Genomic DNA, 20,584 nt, shown 5'->3' with positions numbered 1-20,584 from the left:
GCAGCTTGCTGCGGGGAGCTTCAATTTCCATATCCTTATCCCAGGTCGAATACTACCCCTTAGCTTTTTGCAAGATTCCAATAATGTTACTCTGGGAGATAATGAAATGGGAGCCATAAAATATTTCAACCAAAAACTTGACAACCTCAATTATTTTCCCTCAACAGGGTACTTCATCAAAATCACGCCTTCTCCTGCCCTGAGACAAACTTCCTCAATACCTGGTGCTGTGGTTCCATCGGCCATAAGCGGAAAATAAACTTTATTGAGCTTAATAGGAGTCGAATATGTTTCATAATAAATTGCTGGTGTACCGTGAAATGCCGTCCTGTGCAATACGATTGCATTTATAAAATCTCTTTTCCAGACATCTGGTCCACCTCCAATGTCTTTCCCTTTTACCCACATAAGGTCATATTTACCCTTATTATGGCCGCTGACATCTGGCATACCAATATCTACATCCATAGCTGGAAAATAATAACTCCACTTATAAATATCTGAAAGTGGTGGTAACGGATCAACTGACTGATGTATCATACCTATAACTTTGATTTTTTCTCCGATACCATAATCCTTTCTAATTGGACTCTCTGTCGTTAAGGTTTTATTATCTACTTTCTTCACATACAGAATATCATCCCCTATTTTCACCCTCATGCCAAAATACGGTATGGATACTAACTGAGAAAAATCATCCCCATATATGTATTTAAGATTATTAGGAAGATATATCTTTAAAGGTCTTTGCAAAACAGCTTCTGCCTTGTAATAAAAAACCTCGTCCGAAAAAGCATATATATACCCGCCCTGTGTGTAATAAACAAAATAAGTATTTTCATTCATGCCAATATAGTGTTTGGTCAGAGCAACCATTGGACCTCTATTCGAACGGTCCCAATGAAAGTTCCTTTTAGTATCATAGTCGACAGTATCATTGTAAATAAAGAAGCCCTTTATCCCCCTTGGATTATTTTCCTTCAAAAAGTGATCGTAAGAAGCAAAACTTTCTTTGGCCCCATCTTCCAGTAGAATTCTTCGTGGAGAACTAGACTGCCTTACAAAGGTGTGGTACTCATAGAGTACCCAGTCTCCAAGACTAACAAAGTCCTTAAGATAAGGAGAGGCATTTGCCCCAATGAGGGTATTGGGCAACGCTTCTTTTATAAATTTGTGCACATCACTGTATCTTGCTTTTGATACGGACTTCCAAGTATCTGAGGTTTGATCTACAAAATCGCTGTTTTTTGCTGCCTGAGATGGGGTGGTGATTCCCACCGAAAGAGTGCCGTCAGCAGTATCAAACATTAAAGCCTTTGCATTACTTTTTTTAATTGCGGGGATTGCTTTATCGGCAACATACTTAGCAACAGTTCTAATGCCACCCTGAATATTCGCTGGATTATAGAAGATATAGTTCGGCCCCCAATATCCAGTCGCTCTTGACTGATACCGGAATCGAGCACCGGCATTTTCTGGAGGATTAGGATTATATTCCACTGGCGTGCCTCTATTGATAATATTCGGCGAATTAGGATCCCATCCTTTACACAATAGGTTATTGGTTGAACTGGCATGCCAATCGTCACCAAATATTCTTGAGGCGACAGGATACGTTCCCGCGCCTTGAATGCACAATCTCACCCACCACTTATTACGACTGTTGTTTATCACTGTCCTTTCCCAATCTGCCGGAGGAATAAATCTAACCGTTCCGTTCTTTTTAAACACTTTTGTCCCATCGTCTACGTCCAAATTGCTCCAACTTGTCCCATTCCAATATTCCCATCTCGCCTCTACATCTTTTCCCTCAGTTGACAAAAGAAAATTTATCTCGTCAAAAGGCTCTTCGTATCCAATGTAAAGCTCATTTCCGAACTCAACATTACCAAGATTGATGTCATAAGCTTCTTTTGTCCTATCAACTATTCTGTCACCTAACAATCCCCTGTATTTTACCAATACGCCGTTTTTACCTTCAAGGCAGCCAAACTTATCCATCATATTCCATGGCTTCTTTGCCTGAAAATTGATCTTCATATGTAATAACATATCTTCAAAACTCCACCCATGGGCTTCGGCATAATCTTTGATACGCGGTATCTCGTTTGAATATGTTCCAATTATTGTCTGGTATGTAGTCCATACGACGTTGGAATTGTAACCGGTTACATCTGGCCCGCCCACTGACCAATCAAAATGTTCGGCTATCCATCTTACTACCCTAGATTTGAGCGGCTCTGGTAAATAATTTGCTCCATAAGGCACTATGCCCTTTTTGAATAATGTTGCGTTATCTTCTGAATTACTGTTTTCCACTGAAATGATCAGACTCAATAAAAGAAAGGCGATTATGATTCTCTTAGGGACAGGTTTATGTATGTTCATACCGCCCCCTCAGATCCATTAATTTAAACAGTTTTAACATTCTTCTTAAGAACCTATTATGCCATGCGCCCTGGTGCTCCTTTATGAAGTAATACAGATATCTCCCCCCCGGATAAATAATCTTTCCTCTTTGTTCGATATGCGGTACGCCAATACGTTTAATTCTTGTATAATCTTCGCCAAAGACGTTTCTTCTTTCTTGCCTATCTCCTGAAGAAAGAGTCGTGGCCAAGTAATATTTCTTTGAAATATTGATGGCGTCTTGGTTGTATCCCCCGCCGGGCCAACATAAAAAGTCGACCTTTTTATTTAGATTTGCCTCAATTATCCGCTTAGATTCTGACAACTCCCAGTCTAGGCGTTTCAAGTATTCGTCATCTGATTCATAGGTTTCTTGAAGTTGATTCTTTTGGTTATAATTTTCGACTACCGATACTAGCGTCTCTCTCCAAGCGAAATTACGGAAGAATTTGTCTCCCTTCGATGACACATAATCAACAAGATATTCGCTGAGTTCGGGATCGGGATAAAAGCGTCTGGCTTCCAGTGATTTCCCATACTCATAAACTGGCATTCCATAGGGCTTTTTATTGGAACGATCTTCGAAGAGATACTGCCATTTCATATCCGGAGCCTCATTCCAGTCCATCCATATGTATTTATCACCAGGATGTCTGAAATCTATTATTTGGGGACCGCTAAAGTACCATGTATGCGTCATGGCATGCGATTGGATGTCCATGACGCCATCCTGCTCCATCTTTTTTATTTCAGCCCATGATAAAAACCCAAATGAGCTGAGGTCATCCGGACCAATTTCTCTTTTCCACACATCTCGCAATGTAGAACGGCAATGCGGTGAAGGATCAACAAATTCAGGATTTACAAAGATTGTTCCTTTAAAACCATATTTTTCCAAGATGGGATATGCGTAAACCCAGTTGTCGAGATAGCCATCGTCAAAGGTTAACACAAAGGAATTTTTAGGTTTTGGTTTCCCAGATTTCAGACATTCATACAGGTCTTGTAACCCGATACTATTAAAACCTCTGCGTTTCAAGAATTGAATTTGACTCTCAAAGGTTGTATATGGAACTGTCAGAAAAGACCATATCCAATTAGGGTTCGGCACTCCCACAGAATGATACATGAGTACCGGGATACCTGTCTTCATGTTTTTTCTCTCTGCATTTCTGAAATGATATGCCTATGTTTTCCACCAGTCGTTTTAGGAATAGCATCAACAAAATGAACCGCTACATCCATATCTTTACTTACCCGTTCTTTCACGAACAATTTGATGTTTTCAATTTTTTTTTCATCTTCTAGGGTAAATATTTGGGACTTCACAATATATAAATTAATGTTTCGTTCATTTGTTTGATGAAACTGGAAGTTTTTGACTCCGTTAATCCCATACATCTGTCTTACAAAAAGGGTCCCATATATCGTTTTCCTTTCTGGCGTAATAAAACAGTCGCAAGTGCGGCCTATTCCCATCTGCATGAGAGGGAATCCTCTCCCGCATGCACATACATCATCTTTAGGCTGTCCAAAATCTCCTATCTCATATCTCATAAGTGGCATCGCATAGTTTGTTAATGAAGTTACGATTATTTTTTTGACTAGCCTATTATCATCTTTGACAAATTCAACGTATGCCGAATGGGATAAAATATGCATGTTACCATTTGCACATTCGGAGGCAATTCCCGGCACCTCTCTACTTCCATATTGATCATAAACTTTACATTGAAAGTTTTTTCCAATCATCTCTCGCTGCCATCCAAAGAGTTGCTCCGCTGATGTTAACACAGCCCTGACATTGGTAACTGCTATATTTTCATGTTGTATGAATTGCGCGAGTTCCGCCAAAACAGAACTATAGCCGTACACAAAAACCTCTTTTTTTGATTCTATCGTCTTTATCCATCTATTCATTGTCTCCGCATCATAGCTATATGCATTCAATATTATATTGTTGGAAAATATCTCTTTAATCTTTTGAAAAGAAAATGTTGCCTTCTGGAATTCCTTAGGGTTTCCCCATAAGCTTATTACCGTACCCTTACCATTCCACCCGGCCCATGAAAGTCCCAACATCCAATTTGCATACATCTTTTCGAATAATTGTTGGTCCTGATAGAAGCTCAATGGTTCTCCGGTTGACCCGCCGCTACAATTTAATATAAGAGAACGTATGTCATATTTAGTCGAGCAAAGGGTAGGCAGATTGAGTTTCACTGTCTCCCTTGTAAGAACAGGCAACTGAGAATAATCATAATGGGTTCTTATATCTTCTGGTGTAATGCCCAGCTCATTAAACAGCTTTGCGTAATAAGGCACCGTAGTATATGCATGCCTGATCAGGTCTTTTAATGTTTCGAATTGGAACTGATTCACTTCATCAAGTGTTAACCATTGAATCTTTGAATATTCTTCAAAATATTTATATCTTTCGAGGCCCTTTACGTAGCAGCGTACTCTACCGATAACGTTCAACATTTTCTCATCCTAGCGTCGCGAAGAGATTACGGTACTTCATCATCATGATTTCTTTGCTGAAGTATTGCTTAACAGTTTCTAATGCATTTTTTGCTATACGTTCAGAGAGATTTTTATCCTTGAGTAACTGGAGAATAGCCCCTGCCAACCGGTCAGGATTCTCAGAAGGAACGACAAGGCCATTGACTCCATCTGTAAGTATTTCGGAAACGCCACCGACATTAGTCGCAATCACAGGCTTACCACAAGCCATTGCTTCAAGAATCGATATAGGGAAACCCTCCCTCTTGGAGGAAAGGACAAAAATATCGAAACCGGCAAGCAGTTCAGGAATATCATCCCTCTTGCCGAGCAAGATCACATTATCGGAGAGCCCAAGGATACTGATCCTTTGCTCTATTTCCTGCCTTAATTCTCCATCACCGACAACTACAAGAATTGTTTCATGATTTTCATCCAAAACATGCAAAACATGTGAAAATGCCGTCAATAAGGTAAAGTGGTCTTTCGGATCCGATAAACGTGCTACATTCCCAATAACTGACTTTTTATCAGTTCCAACCCCCTTCCCCAATTCTTGCTTTTTCCCTTTGAACTTCTCCACATCAACACCGTTATAGATAACCTCAATTTTGTCTTGAGGAACCTTCAGCTCGGCAACAAAGAAATCCTTTAGATTTTTTGAGACACATATGACCTTTTCAACAAGATATGACATAACTTTGGCCGCAAATCTCATTTTTTTATATTTCGAAATAGAGTATTTCGCATGTTCTGTATAGACAATCTTCACCCCTGCCCATCTTGCAGGAAGCAGTACATGCATAAGAACATAAATTCCATGAACCTGAAGGATACTGACAGATTGCTCTTTTAACAACTTGTAAATCTCTCTCCACAGTTTCATTTTGCCTTTTTCTCCGGCATTTAAATAAAAAATGGGTATTCCTTCCTTCTTTACCGCCTCTGCCAACGGGCCTTCTTTCCCAAACAGACCGCAAACAGACGTCTCGAATCCATCCTCGGATAAATTTTTGCTTATTGAAGCCGCAAGCCTCTCTGCCCCACCGAAATCCAAAGTGAAAATTACTTGCATTATGTGAATTTTCTTCTTCATGTTCTTTTCTTGATTACCCTTGCAGGGTTGCCCACCGCCACTGAATAATCTTCTATTTCTTTTGTAACTATGCTCCCAGCACCTATTACGCATTTCTTCCCCACGTTCGCCATAATGATTGCGCCGTTGCCTATCCAGGTATCTTCACCTATTCTAACCGTTACTCGAGAACCCTTCTGTAACATTATTGGCACATCCAGCGTCGAGAAGTTATGCGTATACTTTCCACTTAAGATATGCACATTACTTCCGATTAGGACATTATTTTCGATTACGGAGTCTGAAATTATGCAATTAGCTCCGATATAAACGTATCTTCCTATTTCACAATTTGGCGTAGAAAAAAGCGTACCAAAACTGATTATGCATTCTGGAGAACATTTATTCAATGATAACCAATAGAATCCCGTTCTAATATAATTGCCTATGGCACCAGGCACTAAACTCATGAGTTGTGAAATTCCCTGGAAAGTTATCTCCCTTGGGAAAAACAAGGAGTTTAGTTTATGAAATAAAAAGAAAGGGAACGCAACAAGTACGCCTACACCAAACACCATCTTCTTAATTAAATTCTTCACAAAACCAATTCTACCTCACCGTACAAATTATTTTTGTTGATTGATGCCCCTTGCAAAGGAAACCATTACCCTGTCTATTCCCGTGTGGTCTTCTACAACGAGTCTTATGCCTGAATTAACATCAGATGGAAGGTCACTGGCGAAATCCGTGGGCAAGCTTGAAGACAGAGACTGACTATCCGCACAGGATACCATTGAAAAAAATATGAATGCTAGTGTAAGGCAGATTCTCCTAATTTTCTTATCGTCTCCACCCGGAATCACCGTGTGATAATCATTAGAAACATTAAACCGTTTCATCGTACCCAAAGCTCCAGTTAGGATTCTTAAGATGCTGTGTTTTAGTAATATAATTCTTTCTCAGATAAGCCGAAAATGGACCGATCCTTGCCAGCCTTGCTTAGTACGCGATCTACAATGGATAAATTAATTTTTCCTTCCATTTCTATCCTTTTCATCGCCTCATCACGTGCCATAAGACCGGCGCGGATGTTTCTACTGAAAAGATCATCTTTTTCTGTGGCATTGATAAGTTTTTTAAAACAAAAATTTTTTATTGAATCTATCTCGCAATCAAACCGCCATGGCGACTCATTGTCTTTAGATTTTTCCCAACCCAGTTCGCTGTAAAGGACTCGCTCTATCTCTTTTTCATCATAGGGAATCCAATAAAACAGGGCCGTCTTGCGAGTACCTGAATAAAACCGACGAAGGAAGGGCGTATTGCCATCCATAACTAAAAATACCTTCAACATGGATTCTATATTCCGAGGATTTATATAAGAACTCCTCTTTAAAACGTTCTTAATGAAATTCATGATAGCAGTCCGGCTATATAGTGCTTTAGTAGCAAACCCACCAACGGCGTCGTTCTTGAAGCTCGTTACTTCGTATGGATTCGAACCGTCGATAATCAGACCCACTCGGTTTCTCCTGGCAATTCTGAATATCTCCCAGTAGAACGGTTTACAGGGAAGACAAAGCATATTTACTGTTGCTAAAGAGGGGTTTCGAAGCCAAATTTCTAAATTCCGGGCAAAGCCCGCTTCATGCAGCCCAGGCCGAAATCGATATTGCACAATCTCAACGCCCAGTTTTTCCGAGAGCTTGCGCATGTTAATCTTTGCCTGTTCGGAAGTAAAGGGGTTGGCATAATTGACGCATAACACATCTAGACCATATTCTCGAACCATCTTCCATGCCACATAAGAACTGTCCCGCCCTCCACTCATCGGCACGATACAGTGGTACTTGCTATTTCTTCGTTTCTTCTCTTGACGGTAGTAATCAATAAACTCGTCAAATCTTTCCTTACCTGGCAGCAAGACCGGTTGATTCGCTTCATATTTGCAGTAATTGCAAACCCCGTCATCGTCAAATTCTATGAAAGGAATTGTTTCTGGTAGAATACACTTTTTACATCGCTTCATACTGTTGCTCCTATTCTTTGCCTGCCAAAGTCCTGCTTACAAAAACATCTGCGTCAGGTATATACACTCCCATGGTTTATTTTTTAGCTCGAACTATATAACCCTCTCTCTTCCAAAAGTCGCCAAGCTCCGTAACTAAAAAGGGTAATTTAAGCAGGGTAAATATATGTTGTCCTATTTTTTAGCTAACCGCTTCATCCAGATCCTTTACGATCCGAGCAGGATTACCTGCAACAACAACATGGGGAGGGACATTTCTTGTCACTACGCTGCTGTTAGCAACTACAGAACCTCTTCCTATGGTGACCCCTTTTAAAATAACACTATTAGAAGCAATCCAGACATTATCTTCAATCAATATGGGCTTGCTACTCTCTTTGGGGGCAGGCTTATTGGCAATTCTTTCAGCAGGATCAAGAGGATGCAAATCATAACTGAAAATGCCCACCCTGTTGCCGATCAGGACATTGCTTCCGATTTGAATATCACAACCCACTGTAATCCCTACCTGGTATCCCAAATGAGTATTATCCCCAATAGTAAGAGTCGGCTTATCAAATATCTTAACACCGCTGAATGTGGAGACCCCGTGTAAGGTGACGTTATTGCCAACGATCAGTCGCAAGTCTCCCACAATCTGTGGGATCCCTACAAATAATTTCAGCCCCTTTCCTACTTTTTCACACCTGCTTTTAAACAGGGGCTCATAATATAAGAACTGCTTCAAGCTATGCCACGAGGATAACCTTAACTCTCTCTCCCAGTAGAGCAGGAAATGCACAGGCTTAATAACTGGCATATTGATAGAGCGGATAGATTTTGCTATTTGATACAGGCGGTCATAGAAAGGGGTTTCCCGTCGCCTGATTTTTAATGAAAGATCTCTTAAAAACATCTCTTTTATTTAAACTTTCCTATGTGAAAGAAGTTCCTTATAAAGGGAGATAATTTTGTCTACTCTTGTTTTCGGATTAAATTCTGAAAGGATTCTCTCCTTTCCAGCTTTTCCATACTGCGACATTAGTTCAGGGCTAGATATTACATTTATTATCGCATCAGCTAATAGTTCTGGATTCATAGGCTTAACAAGCATCCCCGTAACATCATCAATCACCACCTCTGGAATCCCGCCGACATCGGTAGCAACCACTGGCTTTTCAAATAGCATAGCCTCAAGCGCGACATTAGGCATACCTTCGCTAAGGGAAGGAATTACGACCAAATCGAACGTCAGGTAGTAGGGCACCATTTGTTTCTGATAACCGGTAAAGATAACATGCTCGTCCAGTTTGTATTTTTTGACTTTTTCCATCAATAAATCTTTATCCTGCCCCTCCCCGACAAGCATTGCCTTTATATTTTGTATATGTTCTCTTACAAGCCTGAAAGCATCTATAAAATACTTGTGTCCCTTTTCAGGGCTAAAGCGGCCCACAACTCCAACAGCTTTTTCATCATCCTTAATTCCATGGGTATCCCTGACGCTTTTATTAATAGATAATTCTTTGTATTCTGACGGATCGATTGCATTCACAATGGTTCTTACTTTTTTCCCATCAATCCAATTCATGTTAAGTTGCTTTTTGAGTGACTCTGAAACTACAACAACCCTGTCTGCAAATCCTAAAATGAGCCGGTCAAGCTTAGAATATAATTTAATTTTGAAGTCTTCTGCCGTCCAACCATGAACAAAAGCAATCCATGGGAGTCCCGTCATGATTTTCAATGCCAAGCAAAGTATATGTCCCTTATAGCCATGGGACTGCAAAATTTGTATTTTATGTCTTTTGATTAGGTGATATGCCTGTGGAATCAGTAAGGGATCATATGTCATTCGTTGTTTTAAGGCTAAAAAAGGAACATCCAATTTTTGTACTTCATCCCTAAACTGCCATTTTTCGATTGAACCTGTATCAAACGAAACAATAATAGGTTGCGCCAGATCGTTCCCCCCGCACCTCAAAAATTGTAATATCCCTTTGCCAGGCCCGCCGACATTAATAGTATCGATGGAGACAAAAATCTTGGGTTTCATTTCACTGTTTCTAAGGCATTCTCGATATATGAAGAAAAAAGTAATGCCTTATTTTGCCAATCTTCATTTCTCACGGCAGCTATTTGACTGGATACATCGACTTTCTTGTCGATTGATTCTTCGATTTTTGTAACAAATTCATCCTCGTTGTTGGCTATATTAACCCATTGCCTATATTTCATCGTTTCAGGCAATGCCGTTGATACAATCGGTTTTCCTGTCGCAAGGTATTCTTTGAGCTTAAGAGGGCTTATGTTATCAGTCAGTGTATTGCGTACATATGGGACAATACACGTATCAAAATAAGAAGCATATCTTGGTAATTCAGAGTAAGAAACGGCATTAATATAATAAAAGTTTTTATATTTCTTAAGCCTTTCTATGCTCACCATACTCTTACCGATTATCACTAGTGACCATTCAGAATGCCTAATTAAAATATTTTCGAGTATCTCTTGATCAGACCGTTCATCAAATAACCCCCAAAAGCCAATTATGGGCTTAGGGATTCCCTCCATTACGCCTACTTCTTTGGAGATATTATGAGGGAGAGAGACACTTGAGAAATGTTCAAGATCAACCCCGTGTGTAAGAAGATAGGTAGGGCCACGAGGTGATTTTTTGTTTCTTTGAAGTTCATCCGAGACAGCTACAATAAAATGGACGTTCTTTACTAAAATGCTCTCCATTTCTCTGACCAGATTTTTATCTACACCAGGCCACTCTGAAAACTCATCAACGCAGTAGTAAACATCCAGGGATTCCCTGAAAGCTCCAAGGTAATCAGCCGCGTTAGGCAATGTTGCGATGAGGATGGGGTCTTTGAATTCAAATCTTTTCATTGCCGTGCGGACCGCTCCGATAACAGAAGACCTGTTGAATGAACGGATAAGCGAAATGGTATTGTAGGGAATCATAAAAGGATTGAGCACGGTCAAATTTCCCTCTTTTCGTTCCTCTTGCCTTGGAGATATCCATGACAATATCTTTTCCACGCCCCTTTTGACATCGTAGAAGGTAAACCGGGGCCTCCTCATGCCGATGGTATTTACCCAGATTATTCTGTTATCTGGCAAGAAATGCTTCATAATGTGCTGACAACTAAATGGATGTCTGCCCCAATCATCAGAAAAAACTATAAAGTCTCTATCCTTAATCATCTCAGAATAAACCAAAGACTAAAAGTATCCCAACTCTTTTAGCTTACTTTTGATTAGTGCCTCACCTTGCCCGGTATCTGCCCGTTCTTCTTTGGCCAATTTTTCATTATATGTCTCAATAAAGTGTATAGAGTTATGGGCAAGATATTTCTCTGTGAAAACGTCTTCCAGGACCCTCCCGTCCATATCCATTCCCACAGGAAGACCCTTCAGTGCAAGCAATGTTGGCGTAACATCGAGAACGGTGGCGCCATTTATTACATGCCCCCTTTTTATATCAGGCCCTTTTATAATAATAACACCTTCCAGATCATGAGTGCCGCTTACATCGGTATTCCTAATCTCAATGAGATCGGAATAGTGGCAATGGGAACCATGGAGGATTACTTCGCTTTGTGGTGACACATTCCCGAGGTTATTAATAATCAACCTGAGTGTCTGATCGTTAAACTTAATTACTGTAAACAATCTCTCCCCGTTTTTTTTCAAACAGATCTCACGCAGCCCTTGTGTAATCTCCTCTGTGGCATCCGGTGATAAGCCTTGTTTAAGATGTAGAAAAACCTCATAAGAAAGATAACTAGCCCTTTCGATTTCAGGGGTCTTAAGCAAACCTAGAAATTCCTCTATCTTCAAGCCGTGGGCATCGGGTGTGCATTTAGTATCTGCTTTGAATCCGTGATCCGACACAATAACCACAGTAGAATCTCTGTCTAGGCATTTTAATATCTTTCCAATAGCCTTATCAGCTTCAATATACATGTCTTTAATTATGTTCCGGTACTTCACAATGTCCCGCTTACGAATTCCCTCAAAATGTTCCGGCTCCATATATTTCCAGTAATTATGGGAAAGGGCGTCTGTCTCGACAATTACGTAAGCAGTAAATTCAGGCCGATACTGCTGATATAGGTGTATAAATGCATCTCTGTAGAGCCGATGTCTGATTATTTTTTTTATATAATAAATATCTTTATCGGTAGGCTTACATATTTTTTCATATCCAGCCACTAAAGCTGACTGGATAACCGTTTTAAAAGAAATACCATTGGCCAAACACCGCAGCCCCAGTTTGTAAAAATATTGCCACGTTCTTTCCTGCCTCGCTTGCTCAGCCTGTTCCAATTCCTTTAAGAAGGCATACTCCTTAGGGATGGTCTCGGTATCTCTGGCCAACCAATCAGGGATAAGGAATCCGTGCACATCATCAGGCGGCCAAGTTATCAGCCAGCCAACGATGCCTACTGTTTCTCCGTGGTCACTAAGGATATTCCATAAGCGTTTTGTTTTTATGTCATGCGCGGTATTGAAAAAATTGGTAATCCCGTGTTTTTCCGGTGTCACGCCGGAGGCTATGCTCGTCCATACGCTTGGCGAAAACATCGGTTCGTAGGATCTCAGCGTCCCGTATACACCGTTTTTCATCAGATAAGAGATGTTGGGAAGCTTCCCATCCTTCTCCAACGGTTCGATAATTTTCCATGTAGCTCCATCGAGACCAATAATCACTATTTTTTTAGCATTTTTCGCCACTTATATATCCTTAACAGACTTTATCCGCCTTAACTAAGGCTTTTGAAGTATGGTTATAATATTACTCCTGAATGACTTAAATGGTCTCAGCAATTTCATCCGGATAAAAAGCAGATGAATTATCGCCAGCGGAGGGATAAGCGCAAATGTGGATTCTGTCTCGATCATTCTTAGCTTTACTATCTCAAAGCCGGTTCTTTTCGCCACTTCTGCGATTCTGTCCAACGTATTTATTCTGTAATGGGTTGGAAAAACATCGGCTTCTTCTCTGCCCTGTAGAAGTTTAATAAGCTTAATCTTCGCAAAATCGGGCACAATCCGTACCAAGGAAATAGAGCATGAGTATCTGGGCGTATGGAAGATAACCACACCCCCAGGATTCAACACTCTATATATTTCCTTAAACTGTTTTTCAGGACTTTCGATGTGTTCCATTACCATATTGGCGCTCACCAGGGTGAAGCAATCATTCTTAAGCGGGAGATTGCTTATATCTCCTCTCAATCTATTCTTTAACGTTGCATGTTGCATTAGGGACCTCATATCGTAGTCTATGCCAACGGCTTGTTTACAAGTCGCTACCAGTCTTTTTTCTTCTTCTAGTCGCCAAGGTGGGAGAACTTGATGACCACAACCTAAATCGAGCCATTTTGTTTTATCATTGACATATTTCTTCAGCATGTCCTCGTAGATAGTCTGGGAATATTTTAGAGTTGGAACTATCAATCTCTTAGCCGCCCAATAAAATCTGAGCAAGGCTTTTGTAATCACTTCCATTTTATGGGTGCGTGAGAACTGGGGTTCTTTCTAAGGTTAGGATATTATGCATGGCCACCTTCTGCATAGCAACTGATAATCCCAACATAAAGTACAAGTAATCAAAATATGCCTGAGAGAGAAAAAATCCCGAGACGATATACCCCGACATACCTACCTCAATTGCATGGCTTAACCAGATGAAATCTTTGAACCCTTTCTCATCTTTCCATATTTTTTGCAACCTTCTCATCTTCAATACAGTTCCAAAGGTAAGAAATACAAATAGGATGAGCCCCACTATGCCAAGCTCAACCACAATCTGAAGAAAAGAGTTATGGACTGCTGACCACTTGCCCGGGGTACCCAGGGAGATGCCGTATGCTGTCGTAAAATTGTCTATGCCCACCCCTAAGATAGGATGAGTCAAGAATATCTTTAGGCCCTTTTTCCAAATCTCTGTCCTACCCCCACCTGTTTCGTCACATTCAGTTTGGGGGTTCCATATAGTTGATATGCGGTCCCAGTATGTGTCGGGGGCAAAATGAATAAACATAATTAATACTAGAATGGCAACAACAAGTAACTGTGCCTTCATGTTCTTTCTTGACTTTAGAAAAAAGTACCCTCCTGTCGCAACGAGCCCGACAAAACCTCCTCTGGAAGCAGACATAATAATGGTCATCACTATCAGGACAAAGCATATCGCCAAAAATATTTTTCCTAATCCATGGGTATTCTTAAAAAAATAGATGACAAATGGTAGGGAGCATACCATTACAAGCGCTATATCGTTGGGATCATACATGCCCGTAACCGCGTGATAGTGTGTAATTTCCGCATTTATTGACATCAAACCTATAAGAAAAATACTAACCATGAAAGCCCATACCATCTTCCTCAAATCCTTAACTTGTCTCAATACACGCGTCATAAGAAAGAAAAAAACCAAGGTCTTGAGATATGACCCGATAAGAAAATCAAGACTGTGCCCGGGCCATACAGATGTAGGTATTGTAATGATCCCTAACATTAAAAGACCAAGCACATATTTCTCTTCCTTCAGAAGCGCGATCTTCCCTAATCCCCTGGAACGGCTCTCGATAAAAAAACAAATAATCATACCCCCGCCCGTAAGATCGCCAAGAGGGATGGGGGAGTGCAGAAGTATGGGGAATAGCTCGTGAAGACGTCCACCTGTAATGATAAGATAAGCCATAAGAAAGGCTGTTGTGAGCGGAAACATATTGGGAAGAGGAGGGATTTCTGTATTGTCGGATAGGTTTATTTCAGAAATTGTCGACGATTCTATCTGGCTCACGACTCACCCACCGTTAACTGTTTGATAGTATAGAAACAAGTCTGCCAGTCAATTCCTTACTACTAAACTTTTTAAGATAGGCGTCTTTGTTATACGTATTCTCATCGAGATCTGTCGGCGTTATATTATTCATAGAGATATACCTGTTGTAACAACCAAGAATAGCCTCTTTTATCTGTAAAATATTATCAGGCGCAACAATAATTCCTCGGCTGTAATTTGTTATTAAATCCCTTGTTGCACCATCAGGCGTAAATGCGATAATGTCAGAGCCAGAAGCTGTATACTCATATGCCTTTGCTGGAATCTGATAATATTGATCTGGAGCAAACAACAGGAGGACATGTGAACATACCATTAACTCTAACGCCTCTTTGTATGGGATTGGGTCCAGTATTCGTACGATAGAGTCTATATTATATTTTTTAGCCATTTCCTTTACCGATATGCCCTCTGCATATTTACAGTTGCCCACAAGTTTGATTTCGAGTACTTCTTTATTGATTTTTGAGTCCTTTATTAGCCCTGACATGGCCTTAAAAAAATTATCGGGACTCCTCCCGTAATAAAGGTTTCCAGTATAGGTAAACGTAAGCTTTTTGTATTTTTCTTTAATTACAATATCTTTGAAATCTTCCGGATCATATCCATTCGTCAGCGTTTCAAGCTTTTGACGATCTACATAGGGATAAAGTTCTTCGTATCCCCTCCTCAACCTCTCTGTAACAAAGACAACCTTATCCGCAGACTCAATCACCATTTTCTCCATTTTTCTTTCCATACGCTCGGAAAATCGGCTTCTGGCTGACATCATCTTCTTATGAAAAGTCAGACACCATGGATCTCTAAAATCAGCAACCCATTTTATGTTTGAATATTTTTTTAATAATAGCCCCATGAGATGTACGGAGTGAGGAGGACTTGTAGTCATCACATAGCGAATGTTTTCTCTCTCAATAAGAGTTAGGGCCTTGAGAAAACCGAAAGGAAGCCACCCCAATCTATCATCAGGTAGCCAACACAACGAATTTATAAGCCTTTTTATTTTTGCAAAACCAACATCCTTTTGATTCTTCTTCTCAAGAAAATCTTGTGCTATTTTTGTTTCAATAAGCTGTTCAGATTTATTAGCTTTATAACATAGACTCTTTATTCTCAGATAGATACTATTGAGACTCGGAAACATCGCTGTCCTGAAAACGTTATCCGGATTGCCGTAATTAGTACTCTTCTTCCCATAATATTTCCCTTTTACGGTAATCACATATGGTTCATATCCAAAATCAGGCAGATATTTTACGAAACGGGATGGCCTTATTGCACCAACAGCAATGTCAGGCGGAAAGTGATAGGCTATCATCAATATCTTTTTATTTCCCATTTTTTATCTTTGTTCGTGCTTCCTTGTTAGTTAGTATGTTTATTATTCTGACAGCCGCCATCCCATCCCACAGTTCCGGCACACAGTTTTTTTGACCCCATTTTTTGAGACTTTAACGCTTCGTCAATAATCTTGCCTTTATCAGTACCAACCAGTTTATTAGTTCCTTCGGTTATTGTAACAGACCTTTCGGTATTTTCACGTAGCGTTAAGCAGGGAATTCCCAGAACGGTTGTCTCTTCCTAAATGCCACCTGAATCTGTCAATACCAGTTGCACGTTACTAATAAGCTTAAGGAAATCGAGGGCGCCGACCACGCTGCAAATTTATTCCTTAACCTCTGGGTAGTGCAGTACTAATTTGAGCTGATTTAATAAGTCCAGAGGTAATGTTTCGGTACTTGATAGCCAAAAATCTGGATGATCGATCATCTCGCAGTCTTTTGATATTTATTACTTGGTTAGCATAACGCCTATCATCGGCTTCTTGCGCGATCTGTTGAATGATCTGACAAAATTCGCCCTCAGTATCGAACAGATAGCCAATATCGCCATACCGATCGAAGAGTGCCTCGAAAATCGGCAACCTGGAAGCAACTATAGGTTTTCCAAAGGCAACCGCGTCGAGGAGGGCCCCACTTGGAGATAGTTCATAATGGCCTTTTTTATACGGAAAGCATACAAAATGAAGATTCTTAAGACCGCAAACATATTGGTTCCTGCCAAGTTTAGTTTGTTGGGGCTGGACATCCAATACAGACATTTGTAATTTTGATAATCCATCTGAAATGGAGCCATATGCATGGAACTCTGCTCGACCAGGAAACCTGCTTTTGATTTCCGAAGCAACTTTTAAATACCTGTCAAACCCCTTGGCCTCCGTGGAGGCCCCTAAGAAACCAAACTTAATCGGCGGCATAAGCGCTATTGAATTTTCAAACCGCTCATTGGGTGCAATGGGATGCTCCAACACAGCAACGCTTCCTTGTAGAAAAGAAATAACGCAAAGGAGCTTTCTCTTGATAGACTCTTCTAAAATTATATACTGAATTCTGTCGCAACTCCCCAAGGACAAAGCACTCCGCAAATCAGTGAATCGGATAAATGGATTACGGGATCGCCAACCAGTCAAAGAACCCAAAATACCATGCAATACAGCCTGTACTTTAGCTTGTCTGTATACAAATTTCAGCAGGAAATTAAGAACAAAAATCGTTGATGGTGTCACGCACGTAAAAACAAGAAGACCGCCATTATTCCTATCAGTAGCATTTATTAAATGAGCTACTAATTTGAAATCTCTCCCCAAGCGAGAGAAAAACTCTGCATGTCTTGGAGGCAAGACTATAGGGGTCCAAAAAATAGATGCTGAGAGGCTCTGTCCGATCTGGACACGAACCTGCTGCAAATGTGACTCTTCTCCATAAAAGGCTACTCTTTCATGAGGATAAGCACTACATATCGTCTCCAGCAGGGCAGCATTAAAAGGTACATGCTCGTGACCGTAGCAGACAGGTTCGCAGACTATGATCATTTTATCTTCCGATGGCATTTTCAATCAATATCTCGAGTTCTTTGATACGATTGTGCCATGAATTTTTCAAAGCAACATTCTTGCGCTTTGAAATATCTGCATATGTTTTATTAGTCAGAGACTTCTCTATCTCTTCTAAGAACTCAGATGGTCTTTGAGCAATTCCAATGACATGTTTTAAATCCTCTGCCCCTCCAATTTTCGTACTGACAATGGGTTTTCCCATTGCCAAGTAATCATGAAATTTTAATAAGTCGTTCCCCTTAGTGTGCTCATTTATTTGAAAAGGAACTATAGCTACATCAAAATAATTTATGTAATCAGGGAGTTCCTTATAATCTACAGGAGGGATGATATGAATGTTTTCATATTGGGAGTACCTTTCGATGAAAAAATCATCGGCAGGCCCGATAAAGACAAATTGCCATTCCGGCCGCCTTTCGACAAGAAAATCAAGGAGACCGAAATCTATCCTGGTCCGGTTGATCCAGCCGGTATACCCAATAATTGGTTGCCCTTTACCTTTAATGTTTTCAAAAAAAGTAATCGGTGCGAACTTGGTGCGGTCAAAATTCGAGTAGTTTGTAGCGTTTTTTAGAACATGGATATTCTTGTTCAGAAAGCCATATTTATTTTTTAAGTGCTCATTCACAGTCAAAACAATATCTGCTGCTCGAGCATATTTTGTCATGTTGTGAAAATAAAACTTTTTATCTTCTTGTCTGCGCACCAGCTCTACAAAATCATCTGAGAAATCAAAAATAGAAAGCACGGCATCTGGCAATAACTTATCGAGCACATATTGCGACAGGATATTAGGGCAGTTCATAAAAAGTATGTGGGGCCGGCCGGAGCTGAGGCACCTTATGACTGTCAGCATTATCAACGATTCAACTTTTTGCAGGCCCGGGAAGTACTTTTTAAAAGGGATTAGATGCAGGGGTGTATATACCCATATTTGGGACGTCTTTTTTACCGGAATAAGCTTACCGAACAGACCGGACGTTACAATGGAATTTTTGTTTCTCCCTTTGATTATCTGTCTGATCCAGGCCTCGGGATTAACAAAAATCACCTTGTCTATAAAATCCAATCCCGCCGATTCCGCCATCATGCTCTGATTCCGCTTCCACATATTGCTCCACGGCATAAACCCGAAGCAGATGAGGTTATATTTAGTACCGTCTTTAAGGGTATTACGGGCACAGGCAGAATGGGTCATGGCCTGAGTCCATACTGTTCGGGTGAATCGTCCGGGCTGTTAAATATCCAGAGTTCATCCATGGAAAAATCATTGGTAAACGAACCGTATTTGTTTCCACCTATATGTAATTCGCGCCACTTCCCCTTCACGGGCAGCTTTCCGGTCACATCCCGCATTGAGCCCTCGCCGGCAATCCCGTCGATATAGAGGCGCAGTTCATCATCTTTTCCCTCATGGCTTCCACCACTTCAGCGTCACACGGCGCCATTCATTGTCTCTTATTTTTGACCAGAGGCCGTCGGGCTGATAACGATCCCCGGAGGAGACAAACAGTTGCTTCGAAATACCCCTCTGCAGAGCGCCGAGCCAGACGGCAAAGTTCGACTGCCCACCACCATAAGGAATTACTTCCATTTGAAAATTTATCGGCCAGTTCGTATCACAAAAAATGTAAAATTCCCGGTTGATCTGGTGTGGATCCCTGATGAACTACCCCGCCGCAAGCAGCGGGGTATCAAACACCCAACCACATAAGGCCGATTCGCCGCAAGCGGCGGGGAATTTAACCCGATAGAGATTAAATTTAATCCAGAAATCCATCCGGCCTGATCCGGAAAAATCTATGCAACAGGGATTTATCACTATAAGCTCATGGTTCTTCAAATCCCCGTGCAGACGCACTGCCTTGCCGAACTTGCCAGCCTCAAACAGGATGACACCGGAACCGGAGGTCTTCAGGCGCATGGGTTTCCCGGCTGTCTCTGCGGGTACCCTGTCCGGCTCCTTGATGGCAGACCCGTTGTCAAAGGTACAATGCAAAAGCACCTCTCCCCAGGCGGCATGAACGAACATGAGTGCCCAAAAGCCGACAACGTTCATTATGGATTTGAGCATCAATAGAGAAAACCGAAGGGAAGTTCCACGCACTCCGGACATAATTATTACCTTTGACAATTTTTGTACTACTTATTCATTCTCCGACATAATCATCATTATCCAATGGCCTTCCATTGATTCCACCATACTTACGCGCGTTATTCAAGCGATCGTAGTGATCCTTGTCACGGTATTTTATGATTCGGTGTTTTGCTGAACCAACGATCGCAAGTGGTGGAACATCCGAAGAAACATTCGTTCCCAAGCCTATGACAGCACCATCACCTATCGTAACGCCGGGGATAATTGTAACATTCATGCCAATCCAGACATTTCTCCCGATGACGACTCGCTTCTTAATCATGTTATTGTCATACGGTAAGCACTGCCCTGTATAATCATGGTTAATAGTATAACACACTAAATTACGGCTGATATGGGTGTTATCACCAATCACCAGCCCACCTTCTGCCCTTATAAAAGCATTGTCTCCTATATGTACATTATCCCCGATTTCAACATCTTCAGGCCCTGATATACATATACGTCCATTTAACCGGACATGTTTGCCACACCGTTTGAACCTGCTTTTAAGACCTTCCTTTTGTTCCTCTGCTATTTCATCTAGCAAACGAGAAAATATTTTGTAAAATTTTGATATACACCAACGTAACAACGGATTCACATGCCTTTCCACCCGAATAAACACCGTCGAGATGACGGTATCTACGCGGCTCGTTTTCTGTCTCTTCCTCAGACTACCTTTA

Annotated in this window: 20 protein-coding genes; all 20 read right to left on the bottom strand. The window is 40.9% G+C overall.

Annotated features, from left to right (window positions below):
• Positions 1–150: 150 nt before the first annotated feature.
• Positions 151–2,388, bottom strand: coding sequence for a hypothetical protein (locus tag RDU59_04180; GenBank protein MDQ7837675.1), 2,238 nt, complete (start codon positions 2,386–2,388; stop codon positions 151–153).
• Entirely contained in the window at positions 2,375–3,562 is a 1,188-nt protein-coding gene (locus tag RDU59_04175) for a polysaccharide deacetylase family protein (GenBank protein ID MDQ7837674.1), read from the bottom strand. Before RDU59_04175 ends, RDU59_04180 begins: the two co-directional genes overlap by 14 nt.
• Positions 3,559–4,893: a hypothetical protein gene (locus tag RDU59_04170; protein MDQ7837673.1), complete on the bottom strand. Its 1,335-nt coding sequence runs from the start codon at positions 4,891–4,893 to the stop codon at positions 3,559–3,561. Before RDU59_04170 ends, RDU59_04175 begins: the two co-directional genes overlap by 4 nt.
• Before the next feature lie 4 nt (positions 4,894–4,897).
• A complete protein-coding gene (locus RDU59_04165) occupies positions 4,898–6,010 on the bottom strand; it encodes a glycosyltransferase (protein ID MDQ7837672.1) in 1,113 nt (370 codons plus the stop codon).
• Entirely contained in the window at positions 6,007–6,588 is a 582-nt protein-coding gene (locus tag RDU59_04160; protein MDQ7837671.1) for an acyltransferase, read from the bottom strand. The genes RDU59_04165 and RDU59_04160 overlap by 4 nt, the downstream gene beginning before the upstream one ends.
• A 27-nt stretch (positions 6,589–6,615) precedes the next feature.
• A complete protein-coding gene (locus RDU59_04155; GenBank protein ID MDQ7837670.1) occupies positions 6,616–6,888 on the bottom strand; it encodes a hypothetical protein in 273 nt (90 codons plus the stop codon).
• Positions 6,889–6,929: 41 nt separating this feature from the next.
• Positions 6,930–8,018, bottom strand: a complete 1,089-nt coding sequence (locus RDU59_04150; GenBank protein MDQ7837669.1) for a hypothetical protein — start codon at positions 8,016–8,018, stop codon at positions 6,930–6,932.
• A gap of 181 nt (positions 8,019–8,199) precedes the next feature.
• Entirely contained in the window at positions 8,200–8,913 is a 714-nt protein-coding gene (locus RDU59_04145; protein MDQ7837668.1) for an acyltransferase, read from the bottom strand.
• Positions 8,914–8,922: 9 nt separating this feature from the next.
• On the bottom strand, positions 8,923–10,053 hold the full coding sequence (locus tag RDU59_04140) for a glycosyltransferase family 4 protein (protein ID MDQ7837667.1): 1,131 nt from the start codon (positions 10,051–10,053) through the stop codon (positions 8,923–8,925).
• Positions 10,050–11,213 (bottom strand): glycosyltransferase, encoded by a 1,164-nt coding sequence (locus tag RDU59_04135; protein MDQ7837666.1) that lies wholly within the window; start codon positions 11,211–11,213, stop codon positions 10,050–10,052. Before RDU59_04135 ends, RDU59_04140 begins: the two co-directional genes overlap by 4 nt.
• 18 nt (positions 11,214–11,231) lie before the next feature.
• Positions 11,232–12,746, bottom strand: a complete 1,515-nt coding sequence (locus RDU59_04130) for an alkaline phosphatase family protein (protein ID MDQ7837665.1) — start codon at positions 12,744–12,746, stop codon at positions 11,232–11,234.
• Positions 12,747–12,779: 33 nt separating this feature from the next.
• Positions 12,780–13,472, bottom strand: coding sequence for a class I SAM-dependent methyltransferase (locus tag RDU59_04125; GenBank protein ID MDQ7837664.1), 693 nt, complete (start codon positions 13,470–13,472; stop codon positions 12,780–12,782).
• A 52-nt stretch (positions 13,473–13,524) separates the two neighbouring features.
• Complete coding sequence (locus tag RDU59_04120; protein ID MDQ7837663.1) at positions 13,525–14,823, bottom strand: O-antigen ligase family protein; 1,299 nt, start codon at positions 14,821–14,823, stop codon at positions 13,525–13,527.
• Between the two features lie 13 nt (positions 14,824–14,836).
• On the bottom strand, positions 14,837–16,204 hold the full coding sequence (locus tag RDU59_04115) for a glycosyltransferase family 4 protein (protein ID MDQ7837662.1): 1,368 nt from the start codon (positions 16,202–16,204) through the stop codon (positions 14,837–14,839).
• 26 nt (positions 16,205–16,230) lie between these two features.
• Positions 16,231–16,425 carry a hypothetical protein gene (locus tag RDU59_04110; protein ID MDQ7837661.1) on the bottom strand — a complete coding sequence of 65 codons (195 nt, stop codon included), beginning with the start codon at positions 16,423–16,425 and terminating at the stop codon, positions 16,231–16,233.
• A gap of 112 nt (positions 16,426–16,537) precedes the next feature.
• Positions 16,538–17,737 carry a glycosyltransferase gene (locus tag RDU59_04105; GenBank protein ID MDQ7837660.1) on the bottom strand — a complete coding sequence of 400 codons (1,200 nt, stop codon included), beginning with the start codon at positions 17,735–17,737 and terminating at the stop codon, positions 16,538–16,540.
• Position 17,738: 1 nt separating this feature from the next.
• Positions 17,739–18,536: a glycosyltransferase gene (locus RDU59_04100; protein MDQ7837659.1), complete on the bottom strand. Its 798-nt coding sequence runs from the start codon at positions 18,534–18,536 to the stop codon at positions 17,739–17,741.
• A gap of 419 nt (positions 18,537–18,955) precedes the next feature.
• Positions 18,956–19,117, bottom strand: a complete 162-nt coding sequence (locus RDU59_04095; protein MDQ7837658.1) for a hypothetical protein — start codon at positions 19,115–19,117, stop codon at positions 18,956–18,958.
• 313 nt (positions 19,118–19,430) lie between these two features.
• Entirely contained in the window at positions 19,431–19,877 is a 447-nt protein-coding gene (locus RDU59_04090; protein ID MDQ7837657.1) for a hypothetical protein, read from the bottom strand.
• A gap of 34 nt (positions 19,878–19,911) precedes the next feature.
• Positions 19,912–20,514, bottom strand: coding sequence for an acyltransferase (locus tag RDU59_04085; GenBank protein ID MDQ7837656.1), 603 nt, complete (start codon positions 20,512–20,514; stop codon positions 19,912–19,914).
• Between the last annotated feature and the right edge of the window lie 70 nt (positions 20,515–20,584).

Source organism: Thermodesulfobacteriota bacterium (assembly GCA_031082315.1).
Lineage (GTDB): Bacteria > Desulfobacterota > QYQD01 > QYQD01 > QYQD01 > QYQD01.
The sequence above is the reverse complement of the archived record's forward strand: the minus strand, read 5'-3'. Positions and strand labels throughout refer to the sequence as shown.

What these genes read in the sequence shown, in the direction of transcription:
- RDU59_04180 (MDQ7837675.1), bottom strand. Translation starts at nt 2,388, where the DNA reads ATGAACATACATAAACCTGTCCCTAAGAGAATCATAATCGCCTTTCTT.
- RDU59_04175 (MDQ7837674.1), bottom strand. Translation starts at nt 3,562, where the DNA reads ATGAAGACAGGTATCCCGGTACTCATGTATCATTCTGTGGGAGTGCCG.
- RDU59_04170 (MDQ7837673.1), bottom strand. Translation starts at nt 4,893, where the DNA reads ATGTTGAACGTTATCGGTAGAGTACGCTGCTACGTAAAGGGCCTCGAA.
- RDU59_04165 (MDQ7837672.1), bottom strand. Translation starts at nt 6,010, where the DNA reads ATGAAGAAGAAAATTCACATAATGCAAGTAATTTTCACTTTGGATTTC.
- RDU59_04155 (MDQ7837670.1), bottom strand. Translation starts at nt 6,888, where the DNA reads ATGAAACGGTTTAATGTTTCTAATGATTATCACACGGTGATTCCGGGT.
- RDU59_04150 (MDQ7837669.1), bottom strand. Translation starts at nt 8,018, where the DNA reads ATGAAGCGATGTAAAAAGTGTATTCTACCAGAAACAATTCCTTTCATA.
- RDU59_04145 (MDQ7837668.1), bottom strand. Translation starts at nt 8,913, where the DNA reads ATGTTTTTAAGAGATCTTTCATTAAAAATCAGGCGACGGGAAACCCCT.
- RDU59_04140 (MDQ7837667.1), bottom strand. Translation starts at nt 10,053, where the DNA reads ATGAAACCCAAGATTTTTGTCTCCATCGATACTATTAATGTCGGCGGG.
- RDU59_04135 (MDQ7837666.1), bottom strand. Translation starts at nt 11,213, where the DNA reads ATGATTAAGGATAGAGACTTTATAGTTTTTTCTGATGATTGGGGCAGA.
- RDU59_04115 (MDQ7837662.1), bottom strand. Translation starts at nt 16,204, where the DNA reads ATGGGAAATAAAAAGATATTGATGATAGCCTATCACTTTCCGCCTGAC.
- RDU59_04105 (MDQ7837660.1), bottom strand. Translation starts at nt 17,737, where the DNA reads ATGATCATAGTCTGCGAACCTGTCTGCTACGGTCACGAGCATGTACCT.
- RDU59_04095 (MDQ7837658.1), bottom strand. Translation starts at nt 19,117, where the DNA reads ATGCGGGATGTGACCGGAAAGCTGCCCGTGAAGGGGAAGTGGCGCGAA.
- RDU59_04090 (MDQ7837657.1), bottom strand. Translation starts at nt 19,877, where the DNA reads ATGTCCGGAGTGCGTGGAACTTCCCTTCGGTTTTCTCTATTGATGCTC.